At 42.8% G+C, this 13360-nt stretch carries 12 protein-coding genes and 1 other annotated feature; of the genes, 3 read left to right on the top strand and 9 right to left on the bottom strand.

All coding sequences use genetic code 11. From position 1 onward, the window contains the following. The 4 genes from NCY57_RS15790 to NCY57_RS15775 form a co-directional block, all read right to left on the bottom strand. Positions 1-116: MerR family DNA-binding transcriptional regulator (locus tag NCY57_RS15790; RefSeq protein ID WP_250789575.1), on the bottom strand; the 116-nt coding region annotated here is incomplete at its 3' end. A 173-nt stretch (positions 117-289) separates the two neighbouring features. Next, positions 290-667, bottom strand: coding sequence for a diacylglycerol kinase family protein (locus tag NCY57_RS15785; RefSeq protein ID WP_015526060.1), 378 nt, complete (start codon positions 665-667; stop codon positions 290-292). 265 nt (positions 668-932) lie between these two features. Then, entirely contained in the window at positions 933-3248 is a 2316-nt protein-coding gene (locus NCY57_RS15780) for an ABC transporter permease (RefSeq protein ID WP_173740164.1), read from the bottom strand. A gap of 9 nt (positions 3249-3257) precedes the next feature. Continuing rightward, entirely contained in the window at positions 3258-3956 is a 699-nt protein-coding gene (locus tag NCY57_RS15775) for an ABC transporter ATP-binding protein (RefSeq protein ID WP_118753327.1), read from the bottom strand. A 232-nt stretch (positions 3957-4188) separates the two neighbouring features. On the opposite strand from NCY57_RS15775, the gene NCY57_RS15770 reads away from it, so the two are divergent. The 3 genes from NCY57_RS15770 to ilvN all read left to right on the top strand — a co-directional run bounded on the left by NCY57_RS15770 (position 4189) and on the right by ilvN (position 8241). Then, a complete protein-coding gene (locus NCY57_RS15770; protein ID WP_110104213.1) occupies positions 4189-5475 on the top strand; it encodes an HlyC/CorC family transporter in 1287 nt (428 codons plus the stop codon). A 183-nt stretch (positions 5476-5658) separates the two neighbouring features. Beyond that, positions 5659-5900: a binding site (T-box leader), on the top strand. 100 nt (positions 5901-6000) lie between these two features. Next, positions 6001-7719 carry a biosynthetic-type acetolactate synthase large subunit gene (gene ilvB, locus NCY57_RS15765; RefSeq protein ID WP_250789832.1) on the top strand — a complete coding sequence of 573 codons (1719 nt, stop codon included), beginning with the start codon at positions 6001-6003 and terminating at the stop codon, positions 7717-7719. Positions 7720-7731: 12 nt separating this feature from the next. Then, a complete protein-coding gene (gene ilvN, locus NCY57_RS15760; protein ID WP_015526065.1) occupies positions 7732-8241 on the top strand; it encodes an acetolactate synthase small subunit in 510 nt (169 codons plus the stop codon). A 97-nt stretch (positions 8242-8338) separates the two neighbouring features. Here the strand turns inward: ilvN and NCY57_RS15755 are convergent, their stop codons facing one another. The 5 genes from NCY57_RS15755 to NCY57_RS15735 form a co-directional block, all read right to left on the bottom strand. Then, entirely contained in the window at positions 8339-8755 is a 417-nt protein-coding gene (locus NCY57_RS15755; protein WP_250789834.1) for a carbohydrate kinase family protein, read from the bottom strand. A gap of 84 nt (positions 8756-8839) precedes the next feature. Further along, a complete protein-coding gene (locus NCY57_RS15750; RefSeq protein ID WP_250789831.1) occupies positions 8840-10204 on the bottom strand; it encodes an MFS transporter in 1365 nt (454 codons plus the stop codon). 18 nt (positions 10205-10222) lie between these two features. Next, positions 10223-10615, bottom strand: coding sequence for a VOC family protein (locus NCY57_RS15745; RefSeq protein ID WP_008369413.1), 393 nt, complete (start codon positions 10613-10615; stop codon positions 10223-10225). A 9-nt stretch (positions 10616-10624) separates the two neighbouring features. Beyond that, a complete protein-coding gene (locus NCY57_RS15740) occupies positions 10625-11653 on the bottom strand; it encodes a zinc-dependent alcohol dehydrogenase (protein WP_044962122.1) in 1029 nt (342 codons plus the stop codon). Between the two features lie 402 nt (positions 11654-12055). Continuing rightward, on the bottom strand, positions 12056-13228 hold the full coding sequence (locus NCY57_RS15735; protein WP_330639019.1) for an ROK family protein: 1173 nt from the start codon (positions 13226-13228) through the stop codon (positions 12056-12058). Positions 13229-13360: the final 132 nt, after the last annotated feature.

Raw genomic sequence — 13360 nt, 5'->3', positions numbered from 1 at the left:
CGCCTGTCTGTTGGAGTTCGGTTTGCTTTTAAGATTCCCTCTCTGTCCCATCTCTGAAGCGTTTTTACAGAAACACCTAATAATTCAGCAAAATCTTTTGGTTTATAATTTGTGATATTTGATGTGTCCATAATATACCTCCATAAGTACATTTAAACACATTTAATATCTTTTTACAATATATTTAGTTACTTATATCATCCTCCTTTCCTGAAACCGGCAGCTGCCGGACCATCACACCACAGTCCGACACCAGACCCTATCCTGAAACAAAAGTTTTCTGTTCCTGTCATATTCCCAGAAAAACAAGTCCCTTGGGAACAAAAATGATCAGTCCGACGATCGCTGCCATGATCGCTGCGATCAGTACTGCTCCGGCCGCTGTGTCCTTGGCAATCTTTGCCAGTGGGTGACGTTCCTCTGTGACCAGATCCACAACAGCTTCCACTGCCGTATTCACCAGCTCAAGCGCCATCACCATTCCGAACAGCCCCAGGCAGATGCACCACTCTGTCACGGAAATCCCAAGGATCAGTCCTGCGATCACCACAAGCGCTGCCACCATACAGTGGATCTTCATATTTCTTTCCTTGCGGATGCAGGTAAAAATCCCCTGAAACGCATATCCGAAGCTTTTATACAGCGGATCCTTCTTTCTGCCTGCCATGTTCCTCACCTGATTTCCTGTTTGAATTATTCCCTCCAACGGGAAGTATGGGATTATTATAACAAGTTTGTAGTAATATTTCCAGTATTCCGGAAAATTTATGAATATTTAAGGAGTATATGTGGTTATTCACAGACAACTGTTCAAGCGGATAAAAGCATCCGCATTCAGTTAAACCACACATACTCCTGATCCTGTTGCATATTCTGTAAAATTTCCGGATATCCTGAATTATTTTTCCAGATATATATACAGATGTCACATATTATTCCACATTTTTCAGTGCTTCATCCATGGGCACATGACGGATCCTCTGGAATTCCAGCACTGCTACCACTGCATAGGCTGCGATTCCGATCGCTGTCATTTTCACATAGATCATGGGATCCACCCACATGGTGATCCATCCCGAAATACTGGAAAGCATCATCTCGCGGAACAGCACTTCCATGATCTGCCGTTCAACCGGAAGGCTTAACAGCAGGCAGAACACCACCACAAGTGATGTGGAAAGTATATACAAACGGCTGATCTCACCATTTGTATAGCCCAGGATCTTGGTCATGGAAATCGACTGGGCATTTTTTTCGATGATGACCTTGGAAAGCAGATAGATCACCACCAGGAAAATGATCACGGAAAATCCATACATCATTCCCATCATATCTCCCATGGAGACATCCAGCTGCCTGGATATTTTTGTAAGAGCCTCCAGATCAATGACAGAGCCGATATATTTTGAAGGGATATCCCTGATCTCTGTATCAGAGAAATATCCTCCAAAATAATCATCTCCAAGATCAAACGCCTCATTCAGTTTATCTCTTTCCATAAATACACAGAGGCTTGCCGCATAATCATAGATTCCATCTACTTTAAAGGAATACTCATCCTTCTCGTATTTTTCCTTCAAAGTTATGGTATCGCCCTCCTTGATCCGGAATTTATCTGCATAAGCACTGGAAATATAAACACCGTCTCCCGAAAGATCCGCCTGGATATACCGGCTGTCAGGCTCCACACCGTAAAAAGCGATCTCCTCACTTTTATATTTACCAGGCATGGTATTCAAAGAATACGCAGAAAATTTTTCCGCATCTTTATTGTCCGTTCTGATATCCGTATAATATTCCAGAAGAGAATTCATGGCATCCTCTTTATTCCCAGAATAGGCACTTGCCGGAACCGAAAGCATGTACTGATATTTCGCCAGCATATTTTCCTGGATCTCAAGCTGATAATGATCCAGCGCAGACGGAAGAAGCATTCCGAAAAACAACAGCAGATTTGCGAAAACAACTCCCACAAACAGCACCAGATAACTGCTGACATTCTGAAAGATCACCCGGAGGCGAAACCTGGAAAAAATTCCTATCTTCGGGCTTAAATACACTGCACGTTTCTGTTTTTTACCAGAAAAATCCCTTCGCAGAAGCTTCAGAGGCGAAAGCTGCAGGCGGTACCTGAGCACCGCATGATCGATCAGTATCATAATGATGACCGGAACTACAGTTGTCAGAAGAAAGGCATCTGCATTCCATACGGTCACATAAGTCGGCAGACTATAGCTCCCGTAATACATGTCTGCACATACCCCCTTAAATACGGTATATCCAAGAATATTTCCGATCAGGGCACCGGCCAGCGTGACCAGAACCGGAAGCGTCATATAATGAAGGATCAGCTCCCGTCTGGTATAACCGGATGCACGTAACGTACCGATAACACCGGCTTCCTTTCGGATCGTATTGCTGATGGTAATTCCAAACACAAAAGCCATGATCACGATCACAATATAAAGAAGCGTGATGACCATTGCCCTGTCTCCGCCCATATCATCACCGGTGAAAATGATCGCCTGGTTAAGATAACGTGGGACAAAGGTTTCCAGAGCTACCACTTTGCCAATGTCTTCCATGAGATTTTCGGAAAACTTCTTCTCCTCTTTTTCGTTCTTTGGCTGATGATCATATATCCATGCATAATTGTACCGGAGCTTTTCCTGATCCAGGTTTTCAAATTCCTCCGGAGTTACGATCGCCACACCAAACTTTACAGAATCAAACATGGAATCATTATTATTCTGAAACAGGGCACTGTAATCCGAAAGTGCCACCAGGCCTGTGATCTTCCAGGATTTTTCACCTCTGATCAGAGTATCTCCTACCTTAAGACTGTTGTTATCCGCATACATACGGTCAATGGCGATCTCGCCCTGCCCTGACGGCATTTCTCCCTTCATCAGGCAGACCTTATTCACCTTCTCACGGTTTTTAAAAAAACGCATGGTGCTTCCGTTATCCAGATCTTCTTCTATATAGTAGTTCTCATAAAGCTTAACACCGGCAGCTTCAATATCCTTCCACTGAGAACTGTAAATCTTTTCCGCAGTACGAAAATTTCCGTTTTCGATGTTATATTTATCAAAGCTCTCATTATAAGCCTTCAGCATGCTTCCATCGGCTACCAGAAAGCCGGACACAAACCCGATGGTCAATACCATCAGCAGGAAAACCACCAGATATTTTCCAAATTCCCCCTTCAGTTCCCTGGGGATACGTTTACGTAAAGGATTCTTCATAATGCCCCCTTACCATTCCAGGTCAGCAGCCGGAATCTTCTGCTCATTCTGATAGTTTCTGCGGATCATCCCGTCACGAAGCTTTACCACACGGTCTGCCATATCCTTGATGGCATCGTTATGAGTAACCATGACTATAGTATTTCCGTATTTGTGATTGACTGTTTCGATCAGCTTCAGGATTTCCTTGGAGGTGTTGTAGTCCAGAGCGCCGGTAGGCTCATCACAAAGCAGGATATCCGGATTTTTTACAATGGCACGTCCAATAGCAGTTCTCTGCTGCTGACCTCCCGAAAGCTGGTTCGGAAGCTTCCGCTGATGTTCATAAAGTCCCAGTGTCTCCAGCAGTTCATCCACATCCAGCGGTCTGTCACTTAAATAAGCACCAACTTCAATATTCTCCCTCACAGTCAGATTGGGGATCAGATTATACATCTGAAAAATATATCCCAGATGTTTTCTGCGGTAGAGGGAAAGCTTCTTTTCCTTCATATCCTCCAGCTGTTCTCCCTGAATGGTAATGCTTCCTGCATCCGCTCCGTCAATGCCGCCAATAATGTTTAGCAGCGTGGATTTCCCGGAACCGGACGGCCCCAGAAGCACACAAAATTCTCCCTTTTCAATCTCAAGATCGATTCCCTTCAGAACATCTACATGGCTCTCTCCTGCCCCGAAGGATTTTTTGATTCCTTTTATCTCCAGAAACATAAACCTCTCCTTCCATTCCTATACCGTTCTTCTTTATATATGAATATACATATATGTTAGTCTGAACTTACTCTTTTGTCAAGAAGCAGACTTATTTTCGTATTTTTTCCATATATCTATATGCGCTGTACCGGTCCGGCTCTTGCCAAAATCCAGTAAAACGTATATAATGTGGGAGTATCTGTATATTTTTAACCAAATAATCTTATTTTTAAAGGAGTGAATATTGAAAGTGGACCCTAGCGACACTTACCAGATAATCATATTACTTATTCTGCTGGCATTGTCAGCCTTTTTCTCATCTAACGAAACCGCGCTGATGTCGGTAAACAAGATCCGTCTCCGCTCTCTTGCAGACGAAGGAAACAAGCGTGCAGCCATGGCTCTCGATATCCTGGAGAACCAGACGCCCAAGCTTCTCAGTGCGATTCTCATCGGAAACAACATTGTGAACATTTCGGCTTCTTCCCTTGCAACCACACTTGCATACAGCTTTGGCGGCTATATGGTCAGCATCGTGACGGTGATCCTGACGGTTCTGATCCTGATCTTCGGTGAGATCACCCCCAAGAACTACGCAACCATTAACTCTGAAAAGATCACCCTCCGCTATATCCCGGTCTTTAAATTTCTTATGACCATCATGACACCGGTGATCTTTATCATCAATCTCTTTTCAAGAGGTGTGATGCGCTTGATGCGTGTGGATCCGGATGCAGCCAGCAAGGCCATGACCGAGGAGGAGCTTCGTACCATCGTGGACGTCAGCCATGAGGACGGTGTCATTGAATCCGACGAAAAAGAAATGATCTACAATGTGTTTGATCTTGGAGATGCCACAGCCAAGGATATCATGGTTCCAAGAGTACATGTTACCTTTGCGGATGTGGAATCCACCTATGATGAGCTGATCGATATTTTCCGCGAGGATAAGTTCACGCGTCTGCCGGTTTATAAGGACAGCCAGAACAACATTGTGGGAATCATCAACATGAAGGATCTTCTTCTTTACGACAAAAATGAGGAATTTGTTATCGATCATTTCCTCCGAAAGCCGCATTTCACTTACGAAACAAAAAGCATTTCCGATCTTCTTGTGGAAATGAAGGACTCCACCTTCAACATTGCCATTGTGCTGGATGAATACGGTGATATGGCCGGACTGATCACACTGGAGGATATCCTGGAGGAGATCGTGGGTGAGATCCATGACGAATACGATGAGAAGGAGGACGAGCTTGTCCAGAAGATTTCCGACCGGGAATATATCATCGAAGGTTCCATGCATCTGGATGACGTAAATGATCATCTGGATACGGAACTGGATTCCGAGGATTATGATTCCCTGGGTGGATTTATCATCGAACATCTGGATCGTCTGCCTGTTGCCGGTGACGAAGTGATCACAGAGGACGGAATCCGTCTGATCGTAGAAAAGCTGGATAAAAACCGTATCGAGAAAGTGCATGTCTACCTTCCGGAAAAAGATCCTGAAACACGGGATAATACCGAATCCTGAGTAAGCAGGCTCCAGCTCCGTAACAAGAAACAGCTGATGTACCGAAAAAATATTTAATACTTAATATCATCCATATCGGAACTGTTATCGTAATCCCCGGCTCACCCGTTGAGCCATCAGGATTTCTAATTGACAGTTCCGATATTTTATATTATAATGATAGAAAATTTTTATCCATATTTACTAAATGCAATGACAGGGAGTAGTACACAGTCTCCGGATGCACAGAGAGAAGATGGCCGGTGAGAATCTTCGTGACTGAACTGTGGAAGTAGCCCTCGAGCAGTGGACTGAACCATGGATCTTCATGCAGTAGGCTTCATCGTCATTCCCACGTTACAGGGAGGCAGTATAATTTTGTACTGGCAGAGAGCAGAGTTTTACCTCTGAAAACAGGTGGTACCGCGGAATCATCCGTCCTGAGCATATTTTATCAGATATGCCGGGACTTTTTTATTGGAAAAATTTCTCGCGGCAGCCCTTATCTGCTTAACTTTTCACATCATCAAAGGAGGGAACCAATTCATGAAACAGATTTCCGGAAACAAATTGCTTGTAAAAGCCTTGAAAGAAGAAGGCGTTGATGTTCTGTTCGGCTATCCTGGTGCCTGCACCATCGATATCAGCGATGAATTATATAAACAGAGCGGCATTGACATCATCCTGCCGCGTCACGAGCAGGCCCTTGTACACGAAGCAGATGCCTATGCCAGAACTACCGGAAAGGTTGGCGTATGTCTCGTTACCAGCGGTCCCGGAGCTACCAACCTTGTTACAGGTCTTGCAACTGCCAACTATGACAGTGTTCCGCTTGTATGCTTTACCGGACAGGTTGCCCGTCACCTCATCGGAAACGATGCGTTCCAGGAGGTTGATATTGTCGGAATCACCAGAAGCATCACAAAATACGGTGTTACCGTCCGCAACCGTGAGGATCTTGGACGTATCATCAAGGAAGCCTTCTATATCGCACGCACCGGACGCCCAGGCCCGGTTCTCATCGACCTTCCAAAGGATGTAATGGCCGAGCTGGGAAGTGCTGAGTATCCGAAGACCGTCAATATCCGCGGCTACAAGCCTAACACCAGCGTGCATATCGGACAGCTGAAGCGTGCCCTCAAAATGCTGCAGAAGGCCAAAAAACCTCTGTTTCTTGCTGGCGGCGGTGTGATCATTTCCCGCGCGCAGGAGATTTTCACCCAGGTTGTTGAGAAAACTCAGATCCCGGTTGTCACAACCGTTATGGGACGTGGCGCCATTTCCACAAAGAACCCTCTGTTTATCGGAAATCTCGGTATGCACGGCGCTTATGCCGCAAATATGGCCGTGAATGAATGCGATCTTCTGTTTTCCATCGGAACCCGTTTTAACGACCGTATCACAGGCAAGCTCCATGAATTTGCCCCACATGCACAGATCGTCCACATCGATATTGACACCGCTTCCATTTCCAGAAATATCCATGTAGACATCCCCATCGTTGCCGATGCAAAAGAGGCAATAACAAAAATGAATGAATATGTACAGGACTGTAATACCGGCAAATGGCTGAAGCAGATCCAGGAATGGAAGGAAGAGCATCCTCTTACCATGAAAGACCGTGGTATTATGGGACCGCTGGATATCATCGGCGAGATCAACCGCCAGTTTGACAAGGCCATTCTTGTTACCGATGTAGGTCAGCATCAGATGCTGGTGAGCCAGTATGCAGACATCACCGAGAACCGTCAGCTGATCATGTCAGGTGGACTTGGAACCATGGGTTATGGCCTTCCAGGTGCTATCGGTGCCAAGATTGGTAATCCGGATACACCGGTCATCTCCGTTTCCGGTGACGGCGGCATGCAGATGAACATTCAGGAGCTGGCTACCGCAGTTCTGGAGGAGCTTCCGATCATCTGCTGTATCTTTAATAATGAATATCTCGGAATGGTCCGCCAGTGGCAGAAGCTTTTCTACGGAAAACGTTACGCCATGACAAATCTGAAGGCCGGTGCACTCTCCCGCCGCACAGACGGTCAGGAATATCCGGAATACACACCGGATTTCATCCGTCTCGCAGAGAGCTATGGGGCAAAGGGTATCCGCGTAACTGAGAAGGATCAGATTGCGGCTGCTTTCGAAGAGGCTAAGAAGAATACAAAAACTCCTACGATCATCGAATTTATCATTGATCCGGAGGAAATGGTTTACCCGATGGTCAAGCCGGGCGGCACCCTGGCTGATCTGATCATGGGTTGTTAGGAGGAATGAATGATGGATAAAGGAATGAAAAAAAGATGGATCTCTCTCTACGTTGAAAACCAGGTCGGTGTTCTTTCCAAGATTTCCGGTCTTTTCTCCGGAAAGTCCTATAACCTGGACAGTCTTACAGTTGGAACCACGGAGGACCCAACAGTTTCCAGAATGACCATCGCCACAGTCAGCGATGATGAAACCTTTGAGCAGATCAAAAAACAGCTGAACCGTATGATCGAAGTGATCAAGGTTATTGATTTTACAGACGTGTTCGTTCGAATGAAGGAGATCCTTTACATCAAGGTAAAGGGCTGCTCCCCGGAAGATAAAGTAGAACTTTTCCAGATTGCTGAGACTTTCAAGGCACGTGTCATCGACTATGGAAAAGACAGCCTCCTTCTGGAATTCGTCCAGACCGCAACCAAAAATGACGCGGTCATCAAGCTTATCAAAGAAGAGTTCAAACATATCGAAGTTGTCCGCGGCGGAAGTGTCGGAATTGAGTCTATCAGTATGATGGAGAGATAAAAACTGAATAATACTCCGACAGAAAAACACGGGGCTGATGCTTTAACGATTAATAAATCGTGAATTTTACAGCCCCGAGTTTGTTCATATACATTCATTATTTCTGCATAAATCCAAGCACTGCCTCTTTCGTCGGAATCGCAGGGATTCCGCCTCTCTTTTGCACACACAATCCAGCAACTGCATTTCCCAAAACAGCACACTTTTTGATTTCTTCCCATTCCATTTTTTCAACATTCTTATTCATAGAAAGGATACTGCATAATACGCCTCCCCAGAATGAATCACCTGCCCCAGTCGTGTCGACCGCATGTGTCTGAAATGCTTTGATGATTTCTTTTCTGCTTTTTGTTGCCATAAGAACGCCCTGTTCTCCCAATGTAATAGCAACCAGCTTTGGTCCCATGGCAAGGAGTTGATCTGCAGCCTGCTCATAACTCTTCGCCTCTGTCAACAGAGTACTCTCTTCATCTGATACCTTCATGACATCTACCAATTCTATGACAGATCTCATTTTTTTCACTGCATACTCTTTGCTCTTCCAAAGAGACGAGCGATAATTTGGATCATAGGAAGCAATTCTCCCAATGCCACGATATCAACTTTTTCTTCCATTTTTTAGTTCCTCTACAATCTCGTTATAACGTTTTTTATTTAACCGGTAGAAAAATAATACAACCGCAGTCACAATCCACAGTACACCCGGAATCGTCGTAAATGCATGCTTCATAATTGAAAGTACAATTGCATTTTGTGTCTGATTTGCAATATAACCATATTTTCCAAGTAATCCTGCTAAAAGTGCTGTTCCAACTGCCATTCCGATTTTATTTCCAAGTGAAATAAATGCATACTGAAAACCGTCATTTCTAAGTCCGGTTTTCCACTCCCCATATTCCACACAGTCTGGAATAATTGCATAGATTGCGGTATTAAATCCAGAGAAGAAAAACTGTGTGAGACCAGATAATGCATAAAAAATAGCTGGTGATTCTTTGGCATTGAAGAAAAACATAGACAACATGGAAATTCCTGTAAATAAAGCAAAGAGAGATGCTGTTCTTCCTTTGTTATTCAACTTGCGGAATAATGGTTGAAAACAGGCTGCCCCGATGATAGAAGGAATAATGATGCACATCGAATAAGTTGTGTAGTAGGAGGCATTCCCTTCCACATATGTAAAATAATACAGAATATCTGCATTTCTACCATATAATGTAAATCCAAATAATATCTGTCCTGCCAATGCAAGAAGATATGGTCTGTTCTGCATGACTGCTTTCAACTGTATCTTTACAGAAATTTTTTCTTTTTCCGGAGTAATCACTGCCTCTTTCGTCTTCGCAAAGCAGAAGAAATGACAGGCTGTAAAAATACATCCATATATGACCGCCACCGTCAGATATCCTGTCTTTGCACTGTGACTGCCGAATTTGCTGAGCAGCGGAACTGTGATAATATTTAACACACCAATTGCAATCATCGCTGCAACCGAACGGGATGTATTTATTTTTGCACGTTCATCAATATCCTGTGTCATAGCACCACACAAGGTTCCATATGGAATATTCACACAGGTATACCCCAAAACCAGCAGACAATATGTAATTACCATATAAATGATCTTTCCATTCTGCGGCCAGTCGGGTCTTGCCCAGAATGTCATAACAAGAAGAAGCGCTGTAATTGGTGCCGCTACTAACAGCCATGGACGGTACCGTCCCCATCTCGATTTTGTTTTATCCGTAAGTCCCCCGACGATTGGATCATTGATTGCATCCCAGAATCTTGAAAAAAGCATAAGTGCTGACACAGCCGCCATACTGATTCCGAACACGTCTGTATAAAATATCATCAGAAAATTACTGACGAACATCCAGCTGAAATTACATCCGACATCACCAAACCCATATGCAATCTTACTGATCAGCGGTACTTTTCCATTTTTGTTTTCGCTTCCCATATGTCCCTCCTATTTTTATCAGAGTTTCTGACAGAACTCTATTCTTTCCTCATTTGGTCCCTTGATCATAAAAAACTTCACACCATTTTCCCAAAATGGCAGTTCTTCGATTCCGTCTGTAATAATTGTGTATTTTTCATTGCAAATTTTCTGATACATACTTTCAATGTCTTCCACATCAAGTGCAACATGTTGATATGCACCGTCTGACATTGCCGCCTGCCCATTTTCAAAAGTCTCTATACAGTAATTTTTTATCTGCAAAAATGCCACTTTTTCCCCTGCTTTTTCATTATAAGACTGCATAATTACTTCAAATCCAAGACTCTTATAAAACTCAACTGTTTTCTGCAAATCGTTTGTCGGAAGCCCGACATGGGCAACTCCGACAATTCCATATTTATTTTCCATACGAACTCCTCACTTTTCACTGACGTTGATAATTACTTTCATCGTTGTCTCGCGGTTATCATCAATATACTGGTATGCCTTCAGATAATCTTTAAAAGCAAATGTCTTTGAGATGAGCGGTTTCAAATGAACTTTACCCTCATTTACCAGTCTGATTCCATCTATGTAATCATCATGGCGGTACATCATCGTGCTCTTAATGTCAAGTTCGTGGTCATTTGCCACTGCAAGATCTACTTCTGCCATTCCTGCAAAAACAGCCACCAGTACGATCGTGCTTCCTTTTCTTGCATATTTAATTGCCTGTCCCATTGTGATATTGTTTCCGGCACAGTCGTAGATCACATCTGCCTTATCCGGTCCAAATGCTTCGATCATTGCCTCACCGAAGTCTTTATTTTGGGTATTCACACACACATCAATTCCACATTCTTTTGCCTTTGCCAGTCTAAGATCACTGATATCTGTGATCATCACTTTCGCTGCCCCCATTCCTTTTGCTGCCTGTGCCACGAGATTTCCAATCGGTCCTGCTCCAAGGACTGCAATATTCATGCCAGCCACATCGCCCATCTGTTTTACACCATGAACTGCCACAGCAAGAGGTTCGATCATAGCTCCTTCTTCATAGGACATATCTTCTGGAATAGGTGTTACTTTCGATGCATCCACTGCAAAATACTCAGATGCTGTTCCTGTCGTCTGAAATCCCATTACTTTTAATTCCTCACAGAGATTATACTTTCCATGACGACATGGATAGCAATGTCCACAATATACCTGAGGCTCTATCGTCACCTTCTGTCCCACATGAAACTCTGTGACATTTTTTCCAAGTTCTGTAATCTCACCGGAAACCTCATGTCCCTGTGTTACCGGATATTTTGTAAACGGATGTTTTCCATGATAAACATGAATATCTGATCCACAAACACCAATATTCATAATCTTTACCAACACCTGATTTTCCTTTACCTCCGGAACCGGAACCTCTCTGAAAATAATTTCTCCTGGATTTGTCATTACCTGCTGTAACATAACTGTTTTCTCCTTTTTTATGTTATTTTGTTTTATGTTTTATAAAATGTTTTATCAAAGTAATTATATTATTACCATGTAAACACAATTTGTCAATATGTTTTTTCATATTTTTATATATTTCATAATTTCAAAATATATTTTTTGTATATTTTTCATAATTAACATAAAAAAAAACGGAAAGGAAACCGTAGTTACTGTTTTCTTTCCGTTTTTTACTATAATATCTTTTTCTAATTTTACACAACTTCTCGTTTTTCACACATATAAAGCGGACATCTGCATTCACTTTGCAACCTGTCAGTGGGAGCTTTTAACTCCAACAGAGTGAACATCCCCTTACCCAACGCTTGACGCCCTGCGCACCAGATGCGGTGGACTGCTTATCTGCGTTCAAAAAATTTACAATTCTGCCATATGTTTTGTAAAAAAGTATTTCGCGGCTCCAACAGCCGACGCTTCTTTCTTATACGAACAATTTTTTAAGTATGAAACATCATGCTCAAAGCCATTATATGCCATCACTTTTTCTCCCAGTGGTATCATATAATCTGACAATACACCTCCCACATCACCTCCGAGTATAATATCCATATCATATGCCATCCGCAGATTTGATATCAAAACAGCAAGATGATCCAGATACTCATTCCATGTCTGCAAATTTTTTTCATCACCACTTTCAATTTTTTCCATAAATGCATCCAGTGACTGCCTGTTATCTTGTGTCAGTACACTTGCAGCACAATATGCATCTGCACATCCTGATTTACCACAATAACACTTTCTTCCACCGGGAACGAGTATCATGTGACCAAACTCACCTGCTTTCTGGTTCTGCCCTCGAAACAGCTTTCCATCTATGCAGAATGCGCCTCCTAAGGTGTGGTTCAAAGACAGATATATCGCATTTGGATACTTTTGCTTTTTTTCTGCAAGCATTGCAGCATTAGCATCGTTTTCAAAATATACTGGAATTTCCAAAGCCTGCTCTAAAAAGCGCAGACTATAATTCTCTATACCTAAAGCATGGGATTTTAAAACGATCCGTTCTTTCTGATCAATAATTCCCGGAATCGCCACTCCAATCCCAAGTAGCGTATCCTTCGATAATTCGCCTTCAAGAAAAGTTTTGACCTTTTGTGCCACTTCTGTACAATAGGATAATTCTGCCGTAAATTTTAAACGGATGCGATCTTTTTTTATAATCTCATCTCCAAGATTTACTAATACCATTTCTATATGATTCGCTGTAATCAAAATTCCCATTGCATGACAGTATGACTTATTAATCCCTATACTTTTTGCCTTTCTTCCACCGGTCGAAGCATATTCCCCAGTTTCTTCCAACACCATTTTTTCTAACAAGTCATTCACATTTGCTAACACAGTCGGCATACTCAAGTTTAACTCTTTTGCGATTCCCGCCTTGGATGTAACATGATTGTTCAGCACATAATTAATTATTCTTTTTCTTGTTATATTTTTTTTATCTTTATTTTCCGTTTTCTTACCCTCTTTTATTAAATATATTATAAAAGAATTATATGCTTTTTTATTCTTCTTGTAAAGCAATGTTTTTTGACACTCCCCACAGCTAAAGCAGGGGGATTCTTGCTTCTCCCACTACTGCATTGGCAAACACCTTACGGTACTGCAATGTCTTACACAGTGTCCACAAGCTATATTTATACTGTTCCCGTATGC

This window comes from Blautia sp. MB18-30 (assembly GCF_023669475.1).
Classification (GTDB): Bacteria; Bacillota; Clostridia; order Lachnospirales; family Lachnospiraceae; genus Blautia_A; species Blautia_A fusiformis.
This window is presented reverse-complemented; position numbering and strand designations above follow the sequence as displayed.